19 protein-coding genes are annotated in these 18,626 nt (G+C 72.1%); 6 read left to right on the top strand and 13 right to left on the bottom strand.

Features of this window, described 5'->3' with window-relative positions; all coding sequences use genetic code 11:
* The first annotated feature begins 169 nt into the window (after window positions 1–169).
* The gene (locus tag MKK55_RS06935; RefSeq protein WP_243933889.1) at window positions 170–592 is read left to right on the top strand and encodes a DUF779 domain-containing protein; all 423 of its coding nucleotides are present in this window, start codon (window positions 170–172) and stop codon (window positions 590–592) included.
* Window positions 593–616: 24 nt separating this feature from the next.
* Here MKK55_RS06935 and MKK55_RS06930 read toward each other — a convergent pair whose 3' ends face one another.
* The 6 genes from MKK55_RS06930 to gap all read right to left on the bottom strand — a co-directional run bounded on the left by MKK55_RS06930 (window position 617) and on the right by gap (window position 6,660).
* Window positions 617–1,618 carry an SEL1-like repeat protein gene (locus MKK55_RS06930; RefSeq protein WP_243933945.1) on the bottom strand — a complete coding sequence of 334 codons (1,002 nt, stop codon included), beginning with the start codon at window positions 1,616–1,618 and terminating at the stop codon, window positions 617–619.
* A gap of 32 nt (window positions 1,619–1,650) precedes the next feature.
* Window positions 1,651–2,301, bottom strand: coding sequence for a thiamine phosphate synthase (locus MKK55_RS06925; RefSeq protein ID WP_243933887.1), 651 nt, complete (start codon window positions 2,299–2,301; stop codon window positions 1,651–1,653).
* A 282-nt stretch (window positions 2,302–2,583) separates the two neighbouring features.
* Window positions 2,584–3,654 carry a class II fructose-bisphosphate aldolase gene (gene fba / locus MKK55_RS06920; RefSeq protein ID WP_147860113.1) on the bottom strand — a complete coding sequence of 357 codons (1,071 nt, stop codon included), beginning with the start codon at window positions 3,652–3,654 and terminating at the stop codon, window positions 2,584–2,586.
* Between the two features lie 98 nt (window positions 3,655–3,752).
* Entirely contained in the window at window positions 3,753–4,955 is a 1,203-nt protein-coding gene (locus MKK55_RS06915; protein ID WP_243933885.1) for a phosphoglycerate kinase, read from the bottom strand.
* 26 nt (window positions 4,956–4,981) lie between these two features.
* Window positions 4,982–5,509 carry a hypothetical protein gene (locus MKK55_RS06910; protein WP_243933882.1) on the bottom strand — a complete coding sequence of 176 codons (528 nt, stop codon included), beginning with the start codon at window positions 5,507–5,509 and terminating at the stop codon, window positions 4,982–4,984.
* Window positions 5,510–5,652: 143 nt separating this feature from the next.
* Window positions 5,653–6,660 carry a type I glyceraldehyde-3-phosphate dehydrogenase gene (gap, locus tag MKK55_RS06905; RefSeq protein ID WP_147729605.1) on the bottom strand — a complete coding sequence of 336 codons (1,008 nt, stop codon included), beginning with the start codon at window positions 6,658–6,660 and terminating at the stop codon, window positions 5,653–5,655.
* 417 nt (window positions 6,661–7,077) lie between these two features.
* Here gap and MKK55_RS06900 point away from each other — a divergent pair, with 417 nt between their 5' ends.
* The 3 genes from MKK55_RS06900 (at window position 7,078) to MKK55_RS06890 (ending at window position 9,162) form a co-directional block, all read left to right on the top strand.
* Window positions 7,078–7,386 (top strand): DUF4164 family protein, encoded by a 309-nt coding sequence (locus MKK55_RS06900; protein ID WP_147860338.1) that lies wholly within the window; start codon window positions 7,078–7,080, stop codon window positions 7,384–7,386.
* A 70-nt stretch (window positions 7,387–7,456) separates the two neighbouring features.
* Window positions 7,457–7,843, top strand: a complete 387-nt coding sequence (locus MKK55_RS06895; RefSeq protein WP_147844203.1) for a cell division protein ZapA — start codon at window positions 7,457–7,459, stop codon at window positions 7,841–7,843.
* A 98-nt stretch (window positions 7,844–7,941) separates the two neighbouring features.
* Window positions 7,942–9,162: an SMP-30/gluconolactonase/LRE family protein gene (locus MKK55_RS06890; RefSeq protein ID WP_409566029.1), complete on the top strand. Its 1,221-nt coding sequence runs from the start codon at window positions 7,942–7,944 to the stop codon at window positions 9,160–9,162.
* 113 nt (window positions 9,163–9,275) lie between these two features.
* On the opposite strand, the gene MKK55_RS06885 is transcribed toward MKK55_RS06890, so the two are convergent.
* The 7 genes from MKK55_RS06885 to MKK55_RS06855 form a co-directional block, all read right to left on the bottom strand.
* On the bottom strand, window positions 9,276–10,151 hold the full coding sequence (locus MKK55_RS06885; protein WP_147728544.1) for an RNA polymerase factor sigma-32: 876 nt from the start codon (window positions 10,149–10,151) through the stop codon (window positions 9,276–9,278).
* Between the two features lie 302 nt (window positions 10,152–10,453).
* On the bottom strand, window positions 10,454–11,047 hold the full coding sequence (locus MKK55_RS06880) for a CarD family transcriptional regulator (RefSeq protein WP_147728545.1): 594 nt from the start codon (window positions 11,045–11,047) through the stop codon (window positions 10,454–10,456).
* A gap of 441 nt (window positions 11,048–11,488) precedes the next feature.
* Window positions 11,489–11,827, bottom strand: a complete 339-nt coding sequence (gene fdxA, locus MKK55_RS06875; protein WP_147728546.1) for a ferredoxin FdxA — start codon at window positions 11,825–11,827, stop codon at window positions 11,489–11,491.
* Between the two features lie 207 nt (window positions 11,828–12,034).
* Window positions 12,035–12,361, bottom strand: coding sequence for an RNA-binding S4 domain-containing protein (locus MKK55_RS06870; protein ID WP_243933880.1), 327 nt, complete (start codon window positions 12,359–12,361; stop codon window positions 12,035–12,037).
* Window positions 12,362–12,377: 16 nt separating this feature from the next.
* Entirely contained in the window at window positions 12,378–15,698 is a 3,321-nt protein-coding gene (locus MKK55_RS06865; protein ID WP_409566028.1) for a helicase-related protein, read from the bottom strand.
* 139 nt (window positions 15,699–15,837) lie between these two features.
* Window positions 15,838–16,173, bottom strand: a complete 336-nt coding sequence (locus tag MKK55_RS06860; RefSeq protein ID WP_243933879.1) for a hypothetical protein — start codon at window positions 16,171–16,173, stop codon at window positions 15,838–15,840.
* A gap of 2 nt (window positions 16,174–16,175) precedes the next feature.
* Entirely contained in the window at window positions 16,176–17,054 is an 879-nt protein-coding gene (locus tag MKK55_RS06855) for a DUF3108 domain-containing protein (protein WP_147729968.1), read from the bottom strand.
* 468 nt (window positions 17,055–17,522) lie between these two features.
* On the opposite strand from MKK55_RS06855, the gene rpmB reads away from it, so the two are divergent.
* On the top strand, window positions 17,523–17,834 hold the full coding sequence (gene rpmB, locus MKK55_RS06850; protein WP_147728548.1) for a 50S ribosomal protein L28: 312 nt from the start codon (window positions 17,523–17,525) through the stop codon (window positions 17,832–17,834).
* A gap of 28 nt (window positions 17,835–17,862) precedes the next feature.
* On the top strand, window positions 17,863–18,624 hold the full coding sequence (locus MKK55_RS06845) for a TraX family protein (protein WP_243933878.1): 762 nt from the start codon (window positions 17,863–17,865) through the stop codon (window positions 18,622–18,624).
* Window positions 18,625–18,626 lie beyond the last annotated feature (2 nt).

The following is an 18,626-nucleotide window of genomic DNA, read 5'->3' as shown; positions in this document are numbered from 1 at the left end:
TTCGGTCTCGACCGCAAGACGACGTCGCCCGAGACGACCTTGCCCCGGCCCGCAACGGCCGGGGCTTTTTGCCGGTGCCGATCGCCGCCCGGCGCGGGCCCCCTGCATTTCGGCGCGGCGCGATCCACATAGGATCGAGCCGGGCGAGCACGGCGAACGGGAGCGACGCATGACGGAGACCGCGACCACCGAGACCACCGCCGAGCAAGCCGGCGTCGACGGCACGCCGTTGCGGGTCACCGCGACGCCCGCCGCCCTCGAGCTGATCGCGGAGCTGCGGGCCGAGCACGGCCCGGTGATGTTCCATCAGTCGGGCGGGTGCTGCGACGGCTCCTCGCCGATGTGCTACGGCGTCGGCGACTTCATCACCGGCGACGGCGACGTCCATCTCGGGCAGGTCGGCGGCGCGGACTTCTACATCAGCCGCCCGCAATTCGCGGTCTGGAAGCACACCCACATCATGCTCGACGTGGTGCCCGGGCGCGGCGGCATGTTCTCCCTCGAGAACGGCCGCGAGAAGCGCTTCCACATCCGCTCGCGCCTGTTCACCGCAGCCGAGAACGCGGCCCTCGACGGCGTCTGCAAGCTCTGAGCGCCGCCGCCGGTCCGCGCGGGCTCAGCGCGCCTCGGACCGGTCGCCGGCCAGCCTTTCGGCGCGGGTGCGCTCGTCGGCGGTGAGCCCGGCGAGCGCCTGGTCGAGCCAGGCATCCGACAGCCCCTGGCCGGCCGCCGTGAGGTTCCAGGCCGCGGCCTCGACCGGGTTCTTCGGCACGCCGCGCCCGGTGGCGTAGAGCCGTGCGACGCGGTTCTGGGCGATGGCGTTGCCGCGGGCGGCCGCGTGCAGGAAGTAGCGGGCGGCGCGTCCCTCGTCCTTCGGAAGGCCCTTGCCGTTGAACAGCAGGATCGCGAACTCGACCTCCCCGGCGAGGTCGCCGTTGTCGGCCGCCCGCCGGAACAGCTCGGCCGCCTTGGTCGCGTCCTGCGGCACGCCGCGGCCCTGCAGGTAGAGCACCCCGAGATCGTGCTGGGCCGGGCCGATCTCGCCGTCGGCGGCCTTGCGGAACATCGTCGCCGCGCGTGCCAGGTCGGCCTCGGTGCCGCTGCCGAGCAGCAGCAGCGCGAAGTTGTAGGCCGCCGTCGGCGAGCCGTGCTCGGCCGCCTGCTCCAGCCAGCGCCGGCCGGCCTTCGGGTCCTTGGGCACGCCGCGCCCGTCGAGGGACATCAGCCCGAGCGAGGACATCGCCCCGGGCTCGCCCTGCGCCGCGGCGAGGCGGTACCAGTCGGCGGCCTTCACCGGATCCGGCTTGATGCCGAGGCCCTGGTTGTACAACTCGCCGAGCAGCGTCATCGCCGCCGCGTCCTTGCGGTCGGCCTCGATCCGCTTCGTCGCCTCCCGGAACGCGGTCACGTACTGCCCGCGCTGATAGGCGCCGTAGGCGAAGTCCGGCGTGCGGTCGGTCGGCGGCGGGCGGGCGCCGCCGGAATAGCCGATGGTGTAGGGGGTCGGCAGCTCGCGCATCGGCGGCTTCACCGGATCGGTGCCCGGTGTCTTGGCCGGCTCGACCGTGCCGGGGGACGCGACGGCGGGGCCGCCGGCGGAGACCGCCCCCCCGGCCATGAGCAACGCGAGGCCGAGGGCGCGGAGCCGCCTCACGAGGCGACCTCCGACAGCGACGTCTGCAGCGTCGCGATGCGTGCGGGATCGTCCATCCACAGGCCGCTCTCCAGCCCGACGAACTCGGCGCCGGTGGCCGCGAGCCCGGCGATCTCCGTCTCGGCGCAGGCGACGCCGATGCATGGGGTCTCGAAGATCTCGGCCCACCACGCGGTGCGCTCGCGCACCGCCTCGGGTTCGGCGGCGACGCCGTCCGGGTAGAGGCCGCCGAACATCAAGTAGTCGATGCCCGCCTCGCCCGCATCCATCGCCGCGTGCCGGGTCTCGATCCCGCCGACGCCGAGGATCCGGCCGTCGCGCAGGCGCCCGCGCAGCTCCTGCAGCGTGCCGTCCTCGGGCTTGTCGACGTGGATGCCGTCGGCGCCGCCGCGGGCCGAGACGCTGACGAGGTCGCCCGGGAAGCCCGCCGCGGCGACGACCAGGGCCGCCCCAGCCGCCTGCACGGCGGGGGCGACGCGCTTGACCAGGGCGATCAGGCTGCGCTCGTCGGACGGCGCCAGCCGCAGGATCACCGCGGCCACGTCGCCGGCGCCGCAGGCGCGCTCGAGCGCCGGCAGCAGCGCGTCGACATGCTCGGGCCCGATGCGATGCGGCGTCAGCAGGGTGAGGCGGGGTGCGTCGGTCATGCGCCCTGATACCGCCGCGCAGCGCGTCGGGGAAGCGGAGAGGGAGGTTTCAGGGGCTGCGAAGGCGATCGATCCCGACGTCCTGCGCAGACCTTGTCAGGCCCGCTCGTCATTCCGAGGCTGCGCGGCAGAGCCCGGAATCCGGAACCACAGGGCGCGATCGGTTCGGTTCCGTCGGCGGATCCGGATTCCGGGTTCGCCCTTCGGCGCCCCGGAATGACGGGTATGGGGCGATCGGGTGGAGCTCGTCTCTCCGATCGCCTAGAACGAAGACGGGTCGCCTCAGTTCGCGGTGATCTTCGGGTCGAGCGAGCCGTTGGCGTAGCGCTTGGCCATGGCCGAGACCGAGATCGGGCGGATCTTCGAGCCCTGGCCGGCGGTGCCGAACTCCTCGAAGCGCTGCTTGCACAGCTTGGTCATCGCCTCCATGGCGGGCTTGAGGTACTTGCGCGGATCGAACTCGGACGGATTCTCGGCCAGCACCTTCCGGATCTGGCCGGTCAGCGCCATGCGGTTGTCGGTGTCGATGTTGATCTTGCGCACGCCGTGCTTGATCCCGCGCTGGATCTCGGCGACCGGCACGCCCCAGGTCGGCTTCATCTGGCCGCCGTACCGGTTGATGATGTCCTGCAGCTCCTGCGGCACCGAGGACGAGCCGTGCATCACGAGGTGGGTCGTCGGCAGGCGCCGATGGATCTCCTCGATGACGTTCATCGCGAGCACGTCGCCGTCGGGCTGGCGGGTGAACTTGTAGGCGCCGTGGCTGGTGCCCATCGCGACCGCGAGCGCGTCGACCTTCGTGGCGGCGACGAACTTCACCGCCTCGTCCGGGTCGGTGAGGAGCTGGTCGTGGCTGAGCACCCCTTCCGCGCCGTGGCCGTCCTCGGCCTCGCCCTCGCCGCTCTCGAGGGAGCCGAGCACGCCGAGCTCGCCCTCCACCGAGACGCCGGCCCAGTGCGCCATCTCCGACACCTTGTGGGTGATGCCGACGTTGTAGGCGTAGTCGGCCGGGGTCTTGCCGTCGGCCTTGAGCGACCCGTCCATCATCACCGAGGTGAAGCCGTACTGGATCGCGGTGGCGCAGGTGGCCTCGTCGCTGCCGTGGTCGAGATGCATGCAGACGGGGATGTGCGGGTAGATCTCGACGAGCCCGTCGATGAGCTTGGCCAGGACGATGTCGTTGGCGTAGGCGCGGGCGCCCTTGCTCGCCTGCAGGATCACCGGGGAATCGGTGGCGTCGGCGGCTGCCATGATGGCGAGCCCCTGCTCCATGTTGTTCATGTTGAAGGCCGGCACGCCGTAGCCGTACTCGGCGGCGTGATCGAGAAGCTGCCTCAACGTGATCCGCGCCATCGTCCGTGCTCCGTCTAAGCTCTGTTCGGGTCTGTGGGGGAAGAACGCCGCCACGGCACGCCTGGATCGCGTGGGGCGGCGCGAAATCGTTTCGCGGCTCAGTCCTTGGCGCGCAGCGCCTCGACGCCGGGCAGGGTCTTGCCCTCCAGCCATTCGAGGAAGGCGCCGCCGGCTGTCGAGATGTAGGAGAACCGCTCCGACACGCCGGCATGGTTCAGGGCGGCCACGGTATCGCCGCCGCCGGCGACCGAGACCAGCTTGCCGGCCGTGGTGCGCTCGGCCGCGTGCCGCGCCGCGGCGACCGTGGCGGCATCGAACGGCGTCATCTCGAAGGCGCCGAGCGGGCCGTTCCAGACCAGGGTCGCGGCTTCGTCGATCGCCGCGTCGATCTCGGCGACCGATCTCGGGCCGGCGTCGAGGATCATGCCGCCCTCGGGCACCGCGTCGACGGGCACCGTCTCGTTGGCGGCATTCGCCTTGAACTCGGAGGCGACGACCGCGTCGACCGGCAGGATGATCCGGCATTTCGCGGACTCGGCCGCGGCCAGGATGCGCAGGGCGGTCTCGGCGAGGTCCTTCTCGCACAGCGACTTGCCGACCGCCTTGCCCTGCGCGTGCAGGAAGGTGTTGGCCATGCCGCCGCCGATCACCAGCATGTCGACCTTGGTGACGAGGTTCTCCAACAGGTCGATCTTCGACGAGACCTTGGCACCCCCGACGAGCGCGATCACCGGGCGCTTGGGCGCCTCGAGACCCTTGGTCAGGGCATCGAGCTCGGCCTGCATCAGGCGTCCGGCATAGGCCGGCAGGCGGTGGGCGAGGCCTTCCGTCGAGGCGTGCGCCCGGTGGGCGGCCGAGAACGCCTCGTTGACGTAGACGTCGCCGTTCGTCGCGAGCGCGTCGGCGAAGGCCGCGTCGTTCTTCTCCTCGCCGGCGTGGTAGCGGGTGTTCTCCAGCAGCAGCACGTCGCCGTCCCGCATCGCGGCGACGGCGGTCGCGGCGGCCTCGCCGACGCAATCCTCGGCGAAGGCCACCGGGCTTCCGAGCTTGTCCGACAGGGTGGCGACGACGGGCCGGAGCGAGTCCTTGGCCTCGCGCTTGCCCTTCGGCCGGCCGAAATGGGCGAGCAGCACGACCTTGCCGCCCTGGCCCGCGATCTCGCGGATCGTCGGCACCACGCGCTCGATCCGGGTCGCGTCGGTGACGCGGGCGGCCTCCATCGGGACGTTGAGGTCGACGCGGAGCAGGACGCGCTTGCCGGCGAGCGGGCCGGCATCGTCGAGGGTGCGGAAGGCGGTCATGCGGTCGGGCTCCGGTCGGCTTTCGGTCAGCGCGCGGGCGAAGGGGTGGGGGCGGGGGCCGGCGCCGCGGCGGTCGCGTTCGCGCGCGGCGGCAGCAGGCTGTCGAGGTTGAGCCGCTGCACGGCGATCATCAGCACGACGGTCAGCACGGCGGTGATGATCGCGGTGAGCACGAGGGCGCCGGTGCCGGGCAGGCGCCGCAGGCGCTCGGTCAGGCCGCGCATCTCCGAGCGGAGCGCCGCGAGGTCGGACTGGCGGGCCGCCTCGTTCATGCGGTTCGAGGCGCCCTCGACCTTGTCCTCGACCCGGGTCAGCAGCGACTCCGAGCGGGCGTACTTGTCCTCGATCCGCGAGGTCTTGTCCTCGATCCGCGCGAGCTGGTCGAACAGCTGGTTGGCGGCGATCGGCGTCGCGCCGGCCGGACCGGCGGCCGCGGGCTTGGCCTCGACGGGCTTGGCCTCAACAGGCCGGGTGTCGACGGGCCGGGTGTCGACGGGCGAAGTCGTCGTCGGGATGAAGTCCTGCCCGGTCGCGGTCTTGGGGGCGTCGGTCATTCGTCACGGACCCTTTCTCGTCTGCGGTTCGGAGGGCGGCCCGGCGGGGCGCGGCTTTTCGCGGATGGTCGGGCCGGGTCGCGAAACCGCCGGCCCGCGGGGTGTCCGCGAGCCGGCCGGGGGAGACGGATCAGATCGGCTCGTCAGATCAGCTTGGCCATCGCCACGGCCGTGTCGGCCATGCGGTTCGAGAAGCCCCACTCGTTGTCGTACCAGGCGAGGATGCGCACGAAGGTGCCGTCCATGACCTTGGTCTGGTCGAGGTGGAAGGTCGACGAGTGCGGGTCGTGGTTGAAGTCGATCGAGACGTTGGGCTGGTCGGTGTAGGCCAGCACGCCCTTGAGCGGGCCGTCGGCCGCCGCCACGATCGCCGCGTTGATCTCCTCGACGGAGGTGGCGCGCTTGGCGGTGAACACGAGGTCGACCGCCGAGACGTTCGGGGTCGGCACGCGGATCGAGGTGCCGTCGAGCTTGCCCTTGAGCTCCGGCAGCACGAGGCCGACGGCCTTGGCGGCGCCGGTCGAGGTCGGGATCATCGAGAGCGCGGCGGCGCGGGCCCGGTACAGATCCTTGTGCATCTGGTCGAGCGAGGGCTGGTCGTTGGTGTAGGAGTGGATCGTGGTCATGAAGCCGCGCTCGATCCCGACGAGGTCGTTGAGGACCTTCGCCACCGGCACGAGGCAGTTGGTGGTGCACGAGGCGTTCGAGATCACGTGGTGATCGGCCGTCAGCTTGTCGTGGTTGACGCCGTAGACCACCGTCAGGTCGGCGCCGTCGGCGGGCGCCGAGACGATGACGCGCTTGGCGCCGGCATCGAGGTGGGCCTTGGCCTTGTCCTTCGAGGTGAAGATGCCGGTGCACTCGAGCGCGATGTCGACGCCGAGCTCGCGGTGCGGCAGCTCGGCCGGGTTGCGCACGGCGGTGACGCGGATGCGGTTGCCGTCGACGATGATGGACTCGCCGTCGACCACCACCTTGGCGTTGAACCGGCCGTGGATCGAGTCGAAGCGCAGCAGGTGCGCGTTGGTCTCGACCGGCCCGAGGTCGTTGATCGCCACAACCTCGATGTCCTTGCGGCCGGCCTCGTGGATCGCGCGCAGAACGTTGCGGCCGATGCGCCCGAACCCGTTGATGGCAACCTTCACCGTCACGGCGTGACTCCTTCGCGAGATGAGGCGCCGACCTGCGGGCGCCGTTCGATGGTACCGGAACGGCGCGTCGGCCGTCCGGTGCTGCGGCCGGCTCTATGAACCGCCGAATTGAACCAGGGATGAACCGACGCGAGGCCCGGGCACAGGTCGCCGGGGACCATCCGTGAGACGGACGATGCGGGCGAGGGCCTCTTGACTGGCACGGGTCGGGTATCCGGACAAAGCGCGCGCGAGAACCGGCCAGGCGCGTGCGGCGGGTCTCTAACATGGTGCCCCGGGCTGTCAAAGCGAAGGACGGGGACCGCCTGTGCGAAGTCCTGACAATCCGGGCGGCCTGACCGGACTGGATTTGGCTGGGCGTCGGCGGCGGATTTGGCTGGAAATCCATCGCGGCATGGGGGAAACCTGCCGGCAGACATGAGCGATGCCGCAAGCCCCCCGACCGACCCGACCGGCGACCCGACCGGCGACGCCCTGCGCAGGCTCGACGCGGCGCTGCTGCAACTCGAAGCTGCGGTCGCCCGCCGGCTCGAGGCCGAGGCCAACCCCGACGACGTCGCGGCGGAGCGCGCGATCATGGCCGAGGACCGGGCCCGCCTCGCCGCGGCGCTCGACGCCGCGAGCGCGCGCCTTGCCGAGGTCGAGGCCGCCGCCGACACGGTCGGCCGCCGGCTGGATCGGGCGATCGGCACCGTCGAGACCGTGCTCGCCCGCCCGGACCCTTGACCGGGCGGCGCGCACGCGCCCAATCCGCCGACGTCCCGATTTCCTCGTCCTCGGCCGACCTGCAGCACGCATGCCCCAGATCAGCGTCACCATCGACGGTAAGAGCTACCGGATGGCCTGCGGCGAGGGCGAGGAGGCGCATCTGGCGGCGCTCGCCGCCGACCTCGGCGCGCGGGTCGCCGACATGCGCAAGGCCTTCGGCGAGATCGGCGACATGCGCCTTCAGGTGATGGCGGCGCTGACCATCTCCGACGAGGTGTCGGAGCTGAAGCGCCGGCTCGCGGTGGCGGAGGCCGAGGCCGAGCGCCTGCGCGCCGAGGCGGCCGCGTCGCAGGCGGTCGAGGCGGATCGGTCGGCCCGCGTCTCCGACGGCGTGTCGCGGGCCGCCGAGCGGATCGAGCGGATGGCCCGCACCCTCGCCGCCACCGCCGGGCCGGCGGGCGCCGACCATCGCTGATCGTCCCGGAACGATGCCGGTCCGATGAAGCTTGGCCGGCTCCGGCTGCGTTGACCGGGCTGATGCGGCGCGTCCGCCGCCCCGAAAAAAGGCTCTCCATGACCATGACGATCACCGGCAGCCGCGCGGGCCTCGTGCTCGGCAGCGCCCTCCTTGCCGGAACCGCGCTCTCCGGCGCCGCCGCGGCGCAGGAAACGGTCGCGTCCCAGCCCGGCACCGTGCCGGCGCTGACCAAGGTGGCGAGCTTCGAGCATCAGGTCACCGGCGTCACCGTCGGAAAGGACGGGCGCATCTTCGTCAACTTCCCGCGCTGGACCGAGGATACCGCGATCTCGGTCGCCGAGCTGAAGGACGGCAAGCTGACGCCGTTCCCCGATACCGAGTGGAATGCGTGGCGCAACGCGAAGAAGGACGAGGTCGACGCGCGCAACCACTGGATCTGCGTGCAGAGCGTGGTCGCCGACCCGAAGGGAAACGTTTGGGTGCTCGATCCGGCCGCCCCCGCGATGGCGGCGGTGGTCAAGGACGGGCCGAAGCTCGTCGAGATCGACCTGAGCACCAACAAGCCCGCTCGCACCATCGCCTTCGACGAGACGGTGGCGCCCCAGGGCTCGTACCTGAACGACGTGCGCTTCTCGCCCGACGGCAAGACCGCCTACCTCACCGATTCCGGCGCGAGCGGCGCTCTGGTCGTGGTCGACCTCGACAGCGGCAAGGCCCGTCGCCTGCTCGACGGCGACCCGACCACCATGCCCGACAAGAGCGTGACCGTGACCTACGACGGCAAGCCCCTGCGCCGGTCCGACGGGCGCGGCGTCGAGTTCGCGGCCGACGGCATCGCGCTCTCGCCCGACGGCAAGACGCTCTACTGGCAGGCGATCAAGGGCAAGACGCTCTACAGCCTCCCGACCGACGCGCTGACCGGGTGGTTGACGTCCTCGGTGGTGCCGAGCGCGCTCACCGACAAGAGCCTGTCGGGCAAGGTCGAGACGGTGGGCGAGAACGGCCCCGCCGACGGCCTGATCATCAGCCGGCACGACGGCCGGATGTACGTCAGCGCGCCGGAGGAGAACGCGGTGAAGGTCCGCGACCTGTCCGCCAAGGGCGGGAAGCCGACGGTGCTGATCCAGGATCCGCGCCTGCGCTGGCCCGACACCTTCGCCGAGGCGCCGGACGGCACCATCCTGTTCACGACCTCGCACATTCAGGACTCGGCCTTCTACAAGCCCGACGCCCCGGCGGCCCTGCCGACCGAGCTGTGGAGCATCAAGCCGGGCCCGGTGGACGCCACCGGCTCGACGGGCACGTCGACGAAGTAGGGGGCGACGCTCTCCCTCCCCCGCAGAGGGGGAGGGAAGACGGGACGTCGCGAAAACGAGAAAGGCCCGACCATCCGGGCGGGCCTTTCTCGTCACCGATGCGGAGAGGCGTCCTACCCGGCGTAGGCGGCACCGGTCGTCTGCGGGAAGCGGTCGGCCAGGGCCCGGCGGAGCTTCTCCAGGGCGCGGTTCTCGATCTGGCGGACGCGCTCCTTGGAGATGCCGAGGCGATGCCCGAGGGCTTCCAGCGTGGCCTGATCCTCGGCGAGGCGGCGCTCGCGCAGGATGCGCAGCTCGCGCTCGGACAGGACGGTCAGCGCCTGCTGCAGCCAGAGATGGCGGCGCTCGCCGTCCACCGTGGCGGTCACCGTCTCGTCGGGCAGCGCCGCGCCGTCGACGAGGAAGTCCATGCGCTCGGACGAGGCCTCGCTCTCCTCGCCGACCGAGGCGTTAAGCGACATGTCCGGGCCGGACAGGCGGGCGTCCATCAGCGCCACGTCCTCGCGGGAGACGCCGATGGCGGTGGCGATGCGGCGGTGGATCTCATCGCCGACGCGCTCCTCGGTCGATTGCATCAGGCGTGCGCGCAGCCGCCGCAGGTTGAAGAACAGCGCCTTCTGCGCCGAGCTGGTGCCGCCGCGGACGATCGACCAGTTGCGCAGGATGTAGTCCTGGATCGAGGCCCTGATCCACCATGTCGCGTAGGTCGAGAACCGCACCTCGCGCTCCGGCTCGAACCGGGCGGCGGCCTCCATCAGGCCGACATGGCCTTCCTGGACGAGGTCGGCCATCGGCAGGCCGTAATGCCGGAAGCGACCGGCCAGCGCGATCACGAGGCGCATGTGCGCCGAGATCAGCTTGTGGAGGGCGCGCTCGTCGCGCTCGTCCTTCCAGCTCACCGCCAGCCCGCGTTCCTCGTCCCGCTGGAGGAACGGCGCTTCCATCGCGGTGCGAATGAACTGCCGACGAATTCCCGCGATTTCCGCCATGCCGCCTGCCTCTTCCTTCCGAGCGCTGCTGCGGCCTCGGCCGCGTCCTGCGGAGGCACCGGTCCGACCGGGCGTCCACGCAAGGCACCGAACAACGGGAGGGCGAAGGCGAAGGTTCCGCCGGCGATCCAACAGGGCCGAGGATGTCCGGTTCCGTCGGACGCACGATTGCGCGATCGAAGGTTACCCGACCACCGCTCCATCGAGCGGGCGACGGCCCGGACGAAAAAGCCCGACGCTCGCGCGCCGGGCCTGATCGGGATGGGACGGGGCCGGAACGATCCCGGCCGGTCGGCGCGCTCTCAGGCGGCCTCTTCCTGGATGGCCTCGTCGCCGTCGGCCTCGGCTTCCGCCTCCGCTTCGGCCTTGCCGCGACGGGGCGACTTCTGCAGGCTCTGGTCGATCAGCTTGAGCGCCTCGGTCTCGGTGATCCGGTTGACGGTCGAGATCTCGCGCACGATCCGGTCGAGGGCGGCCTCGTAGAGCTGGCGCTCGCTGTAGGACTGCTCGGGCTGGGCCTCCGAGCGGTACAGGTCGCGCACCACCTCGGTGACCGAGAGCAGGTCGCCGGAATTGATCTTGGCCTCGTATTCCTGGGCGCGGCGCGACCACATCGTCCGCTTGACGCGGGCACGGCCGGTCAGCACGTCGAGGGCCTTCTTCACCAGTTCCGGCTCGGCGAGCTTGCGCATGCCGACGCTGTTGGCCTTCGCGGTCGGCACGCGCAGGACCATCTTGTCCTTCTCGAAGGAGACGACGAACAGCTCGAGCTTGTAGCCGGCGATCTCCTGCTCCTCGATCGCGGTAATGCGGCCGACGCCGTGGGCGGGATAGACCACCGCCTCGCCGGTCTTGAATCCCTGGCGGCCCGTCGTCGGCTTCTTGGCTGTTGTCATGCGAGAAGGGCCTCCAGAACAAAGCGCGGGGGGTTGCAAGCACCCGCGTGACCATGTCTTTCCGGGGTGGGACACCCGGCTTCAACCGCCCGACCGACGCCGCCGACCGGATCGGTCGGGCAGGCGAAAGCTCCCAGGCGCAGCCGTGCGCAGCACATGATAGAACGGCCGCCGAAGGCGAAGCCTCCAGCAGTCGAGCGCGTGCCACCTGTTATCCTGGACGATCCGGAATTCGCGTTTTTGAACGCGACAGGCAGCACGTCAGGCGCGAGCGACGGCAGGCGGATCGTGTATCACAAATCAACCGTCGAATCAAAGCAGCGCGACGCGCTCCCGACGGTTCGACACCGTCCGAAGCACGTTATGCACGGTTTGGCTGAGGCCGGGACCGAGCCGGCAAGGCAACCCCGGCATCGAGGCCGCGGGCCGGTGCGGGGGTGATCAGTCGCCGGTGCCGGGGGCGGCGGAGAAGTGCGCCTCGAACTTGCCGGCCACGCCGTCCCACTCCTTGGCGTCGCCGGGAGCGTCCTTCTTCTGGGTGATGTTCGGCCAGTCCTTGGCGTAGTCGGCGTTGACCTTCAGCCAGGTCTCGAGGTTCGGCTCGGTGTCCGGCTTGATCGCCTCGGCCGGACATTCCGGCTCGCAGACGCCGCAATCGATGCACTCGTCGGGATGGATGACGAGCATGTTCTCGCCTTCGTAGAAGCAGTCCACCGGGCAGACTTCCACGCAGTCCATGTACTTGCACTTGATGCAATTGTCGGTGACGACGTAGGTCATGGTGCGATTTTCGTCCTCGATCCGCGCTGGCCGCATCCGCGGTCGCCGGGGGCTCGAACGGTCTCGCGGGCGGGCGAGGACGCGTTCGGCTTGCGTGTCGACGGGCCTTGGGTCGGCCCTTGGATGGCAAGGGCTCTAGCCCCTGCCAAGGGGGCTGACAAGCGCACCCATGCCGCAACCGGCCCGCGGTGCCGGAGTGTGGCTTGTCTACACTGATTCCAGGGGCGGCTCGGGCTCGGAAACCGATCGGGCCTGCGCCGCTTCGCCGCCGGCCGACAGGTCCGCATACAATCGCCGGGCGACCTCGGCCGAGCCGCGTCGAGTCCCGAGATCGACGACGCGCACGATGATCGTGGTGTGGGCGGCGGCCACCGTCAGCACGTCGCCGACGGCCAAGCCCTTCGCCGGCAGCGTGGTCCGGGTTCCGTTGAGGCGGACGTGGCCGTCCTCGACGAGGCGGGCGGCGAGCGAGCGGGACTTCGCCACCCGCGCGAACCACAGCCACTTGTCCAGCCGCTGCCGCCCTTCCTTCATGCGGACCGGTGATGCCTCAGCGCTTGCCGCCTTCGCCGGATTCGAGCTGCGCCTTCAGGGCGGCGAGCTTGGCGAAGGGCGAATCTGGATCGGGCGCCCGCTCGCGGCGCGGGGGGCGCGCATCCGGCCGGGGGCCAGCATGGCGCGGCTCGTCGCGCCGGTCGGGCCGGGCGCCGGGCTCGAAGCGCTCGCGGCGCGGGCCGTCGTGGCGGCGCGGACCCTCCGGGCGGCCGCCCTCGGGCCGGGGTCCGTCCGGCCGCGGCGGCCGGTCGCGGCCCTCAGCCGCATGGGGGCGCGGCCGGTCGCGACCGCCGTCCCGGCGCGGCTCGCCCTCGCGGCGCTCGCCCTTGGGCGCGCCCGGGGCGCCGTCGCGGCCGCGGCCGGCACCGCGCGGGCGGTTCGGGCGCGGGTTGGCCTGGCGCTGGTGACGCTGCAGCGTCCACACCTCGATGGTCGCCGGCTCCTCGGCGACGGTGTCGGCGAGAAGCTCGGACGCGGCCTCGGCGGGAATCGCGTCGGCCGCCGGCGCGACGGCACCCTCGCCGACCGTCGGGGCCTCGGCCGTAGCCGCCTCGGTCGCCGGCGCCTCGGCGGGCTCGGCCGCCGTCGCCTCGACGCCTGCCCTGTCCGTCGCCGGTTCGGCGACGGCCTCCTCGGCGGGCGCTGCTTCCGCAACCGGCTCCTCGGCGGCAGGCGCCGCCTCGGGCTCGTGCGTTGCCTCGGGCGCGTCGCCGTGGACGGCCTCCGCATCCGGCGCGTTCGGCTCCGCCGGGTCCGAGACGGCCTCCGAGGTCGCCGCGTCGGCGGGCGCGGCCTCGGCGACCTCGGTCTCGGAGGCCGCCTCGGGCGTGGCTTCCGCGGCGGGGGCGGCGGGCTGGACCGGCGTCGTCGACGCGGCGGGGAGCAGCGGCACCGTGATCGCCGGGCCGGGCCGGGTCTCGGCGGCGTAGCCCAGCGAGGTCAGGATCGAGGCGAAGTCCTCGCCCGAGCAGCCGACCAGCGAGGTCATGCCGACGGTGGCGACGAACCCGTCCTTGTCCGCGGTGCCGGGGGGCGGCGCGCCGGGCGTGGTGCCGGGGCGATAGGCGACCGCGGGGCGGATCAGGTCGGCGAGCCGCTCGAGGATGTCCACGCGGACGGCGCGCCCGCCGCAGACGCGGAAGCCGGCGGCGCGATAGAGCCCCTTGGCGATCTCGGGATCGACCTTGATCGAGGTGCGGCCGGAGCCGGCGAGATGCCCGATCTCGTCGAGGCCGCGCTGCTCGAGGCCGCCGTTCTGCAGGGCCCAGAGCTGGGCGGCCAGCGTCCGCGGCGCCGGCTTGAGCAGGGCCGGCAGGAACAGGTGGTAGGCGCCGAAGCGGACGCCGTGCCGGCGCAGCGCGCCGCGGCCGTCCTGGTCGAGCGTGCGCATCTCCTGCGCCACGCGGGCGCGCTCCAGCACGCCGAGCGCCTCGACGACCTGGAAGCCGATGCCCTTGGCGAGGCCCGTTAGGTCGGCGGCGGTCTCGATCTCGATCAGCGGGCCGAGCAGGCGCGTCACGTGCGCCTTCAGCCAGGCGTCGAGGCGCGCCACCACCTTCTCGCGGGCGGGGCCGGCGAGCGCCTCGTCGGCGAGCAGGCGGATCTGGGGCGCGAAGATCTTGTCGCCGGGGGCGAGCTTGGCCACCGGCGCGCCGGTCCAGCGGATCACGCCGTCGTGGCTCAGCACCAGCGAGGCGTCGGCGGCTGCGGCGAAGCGCTCGGCGCGGGCCTCGATCTCGCCGGCGAGGCCCTTCTCGGCGGCGCTGCGGAGCGTCTTGGCCTCGTGGCCCTCGGCGCTGGCATCGGGCACGAACAGGAAGCCGTGGAGGTGGCCGACATGTTGACCCTCGACGGTCACGTCACCGTCGGGGGTAATCTGGGCTTCGAGCATCGTGTTCTCTCTCAGGCGCCGCATCAGGACGCTGGTGCGCCGATCGACGAAGCGGCTCGCGAGGCGTTCGTGCAGGGCGTCGGACAGCCTGTCCTCTACCCGACGCGTCTCGCCCTGCCAATGTTCCGGATCGCGAAGCCAATCGGGGCGGTTGGCGACGAAGGTCCAGGTGCGCCCGTGGGCGATCCGGCGCGACAGGGTCTCGATGTCGCCGTCGGTGCGGTCGATCATCGCCACCTGCTCGGCGAACCAGGTGTCGGGGATGCGACCGGCCATGCCCTTCATCAGGAAGCGGTAGAGCTCGGCCACGAGGTCGGCATGCACCTGCGGGTGGACCTTGCGGTAGTCCGGCACGCCGCAGACGTCCCACAGGCGGCGCACCGCGGACTGGCTCCGCGACAGGTCGCGGATGTCGTCCTCCTTCATCAGGATCTCGAGGGCCTGCTGGTCCTCGCCCATCGGCGCCCGCGTCAGGCCGGGCTCGCTCGGATGCACGTCGAGGCTCGCCTGCAGCGCCTCGAGGGAGCCGTAGTCGAGGTCCGGGTTGCGCCATTGCAGGATGCGCAAGGGGTCGAAATCGTGGTTCTCCAGCCGCTCGATCATCTCGGGCTCGAACGGGCGGCAGCGCCCGGTCGAGCCGAAGGTGCCGTCCGAGAGGTGGCGCCCGGCGCGGCCCGCGATCTGCCCAAGCTCGGCGGGCGTCAGCTTGCGGAAGCGGGTACCGTCGTACTTCCAGGTGGCGGCGAAGGCGACGTGGTCGACGTCGAGGTTGAGGCCCATCCCGACGGCGTCGGTGGCAACGAGGTAGTCGACGTCGCCGGACTGGTAGAGCTCGACCTGCGCGTTGCGGGTGCGCGGCGAGAGCGCGCCGAGCACCACGGCGGCGCCGCCGCGCTGGCGCCGGATCAGCTCGGCGATGGCGTAGACCTCCTCGGCCGAGAACGCGACGATCGCGGTGCGCCGCGGCATCCGCCCGAGCTTCTTCTCGCCGGCATAGGTCAGCGTCGACAGGCGCGGGCGCGTGGTGGTGTGGACGTTGGGGATCAGCGCCTGCACCAGCGGCAGGATCGTCGAGGAGCCGATCAGCAGGGTCTCCTCGCGGCCGCGCTGGTTCAGCAGGCGGTCGGTGAAGACGTGGCCGCGGTCCATGTCGGCGGAGAGCTGGATCTCGTCGATCGCCACGAAGGCGACATCGAGGTCGCGCGGCATCGCCTCGATGGTGGAGATCCAGTAGCGCGGCCGGTCCGGCTTGATCTTCTCCTCGCCGGTGACCAGCGCGACCTTGTCGACGCCGACGCGGGCCACGACCCGCAGGTAGACCTCGCGGGCGAGCAGCCGCAGCGGCAGGCCGATCATCCCGGTGGGATGGGCCAGCATGCGCTCGATCGCCAGGTGCGTCTTGCCGGTGTTGGTCGGCCCCAGCACCGCCGTGACCCCGCGCGCGCGGGCCGAGGGCGGAAGGGAGCGGCGGTGCTGGAGGATCGGAGCAATCCCTTCGGCGCTGGGAGCCGCACGGCGCGGGACGCCGGGTGGCGACGGGCCCCGCCCCGGAAGGGCGAGATCGTCAGTCGGCCGACGGCCGGCGCCGGAACGAGCGCTCATATTTGGCGCTTCCGGGCGCTCCGCCAAGGCCGTAAGCCGATCCGTCGCGATCCGGGATGCCGTAGAGCTCGATTCGCGTCGGCGGCTGCCCGGTCTCGATGTCGGCGCAGAGCGTGTCCGGCACGGCGGTGAGCGGCCCGCGCTGTCGTCCGCGACCCTCCGTCACCTCGGCCGAGGAGTAGGCGTTTCCGCCGCAGGGGCTGGCACCGGCCTCCAGCGGCGCGGCCGCGGCCGGGCGCGGCCCGGATGCGGGCAGCGCGAAGGCCGCCAGGATCGTCGCGAGCGCGGCGCCGCGCATCCTCAGCGGCTCGCGAGGCTGCCGGTCGTGGCCGGCGCCTCGGCGGTGGCCGTGCCGCGCACCCAGCGGGTCGCCTCGATGATGTTGGTGCCCACCGTGGTGCGCACCGAGATGCGCATCGGCACCAGCATCCGCGTGCCCTCGACCGGCGCGAGCCAGACCGACATGTCGCGGTTCTCCTCCATGAAGCGCACCCCGGGCCGGTCCGGCCGGTGGCCGGCGACCGCCTGGTAGCGGGCGTTGCAGACCAGCACCGGGCCGGAATAGCCCGGCTTCTCCACCGCCCGGGTCTCGCCGTAGCTCAGGACCACGTTGAAGCGGGTCGCGCCGTCGAAGACCGGCAGCGTGCGGTTGCAATTGTCCGGGTTGGTCAGGTCGCCGGAGGCCTGGGCCGGCATCAGCAGGGCGCTGGCCGGGTCCATGATCCCGCGCTTGTTGGCGGGCGTCACCGGCACGCGGTCGTCCATGTCGACCAGCGGAGGCGTGACCTCGGACTGGGTGACGTTGCCGTGGGCGAGCGCCATGCGCACGGCGATCCCCGAATTGGCGGTCCGCGTCGCGATCGAGAAGGTGTTGGGCTGCGGCGCGGCGGCGATGATGCCGGCGGAGCGGGCCGAGCCCTGGCCGCCGGTGATCGCGCCGACGAGACCGGTCAGCGTCGCCGAGACGTCGACGCGGTACTTCGCGTTCTCGAAGGTGCCGGCGAGCCGCGCGGTGCCGATCGACAGGCCGGCGAGCGCGATGCCGTAATCGACGGCGATGCTGGCGGGCGCGGCCTTGCGCTCCCGCGCCTCGGCCGGCGAGAGGGCGCCGGCGCCGAGGGCGGCGGCGAGAACGAGGCGCATCAGTGGGAAGGCGCTGCGGTGGGGGCGGGCGCTCATGGTCCGAATCGCATCCTCACGAGGTCGTCCGGGCACCGGCCCCGACGACGCGGAGCCCCGGGGCTGCCCAGGCGACGGTTATCCGAGCCACATGGTTAACAGGCCGTTCCGCGCGCGCCCAGGGCTCCTGGCTGCCGGGCCGGCGGGTCGCCGCAGGGCCGAGGCGGCGTCGCCCGCGCAAGCCTTCCCGCCTCCGCGCTTGGACCCTCGGCCGTTCCGTGCTCATATCGACCGGGCGACGGCACGTGCCGCGACGCCGGCGGCGTCGTGCGCGTCCGCAGGCGCCCCCAATCCGGGCGCCCGATCGGGTTTTGCCTTGACGGTCCCGGGCCGTCTCGCCTATAGGCCGCCACTCAGACACGACTGCGCGAGACCTGGAACGACGTTCGGGTGGGGCCGCGCAGGCGGCGCATCCGGCCCGGGAGGGCGGGTCCGCATCGCCCAGGAACGAGACAGGATAGCGTTATCATGGCACGCCGCTGCGAACTCACCGGCAAGGCCGTTCAGGTCGGCCACCTCGTGAGCCATTCGAACCGCAAGACGAAGTGCCGGTTCCTGCCGAACCTCTGCAACGTCACGCTGACCTCGGACGCGCTGAACCGCCGCGTGCGCCTGCGCGTCACCGCGCACGCGCTCCGCTCGGTCGAGCACCGCGGCGGCCTCGACGCCTTCCTCGTGAAGGCGCACGAGGTCGAGCTGTCGCAGACGGCCAAGCTCCTCAAGCGCGAGATCCACAAGAAGCTCGGCGAGACCGCGGCTCCGGACGCCGTCGCCGCCTGAAGCGGTCGCCTCCGGGCGATGTGAGATCATGAACCGCCGCATGGACCCCCATGCCGGCGGTTTTTTCGTGCCCGCCGCGTCGTTCGCCGGCGCGCCCCTCGATGCGATCAAGGGGGCCGCCGCCGTGCTGATGGTCGGCGACCACGTCGACACCATCCTGCTCGACGGCCACGCCGTCGCCCTGTGGCGGCTCGGGCGGATCGCCTTCCCGCTGTTCTGCGTGGTGTCCGTGCTGCACATCCTGCGCGGCGCCGATCCCGGCCGCTACGGGCTGGCGCTGCTCGCCCTCGCGGTGCCGACGCAGGCGATCTACGCCGCCGCCTTCCCCTTCGGCACGACCGAGGGGTCGATCCTGTTCACCCTGGCGGCGGGCATCGCGTTCGCGACCGCGCTCGAGAGGGGACGCCCTCCGCTACGCCACGCGGCCCTGGCGCTCGGCCTCGCCGTGGTGTTCCTCGCCCCGGCGCTCGCCAAGACGGCGGTGGATTTCGGCCTGGCCGGCATCCTGCTGCCGGCGGCGATCCTTCTGGCGCTGCGCGAACCGCGCGCCTACGGCGCCTGGCTCGTCGCCGCGATCGTCGGGCTGAACTGGCACGGCTGGCACCCGCGGGGCGAGGCCGCGTCCCTCTCGGCTCTCGCCGACGCCGCGACGATCGGCGTCGGCGTCCCGCTGGTCCTGCTCGCCGCCCTCCGGCTGCGCGGCCGACCGCGCTTCCTGCCGCCCTACGCGCTGCAGGCGTTCTACCCGGGGCACCTCGCCGTGCTGATCGCCCTGCGGGCGCTGGCCTGAGG

Source organism: Methylobacterium sp. J-059, from assembly GCF_022829485.1.
Classification (GTDB): Bacteria; Pseudomonadota; Alphaproteobacteria; order Rhizobiales; family Beijerinckiaceae; genus Methylobacterium.
Note: the sequence above shows the minus strand (reverse complement) of the source record. Positions and strands in the feature narration are given on the sequence as shown.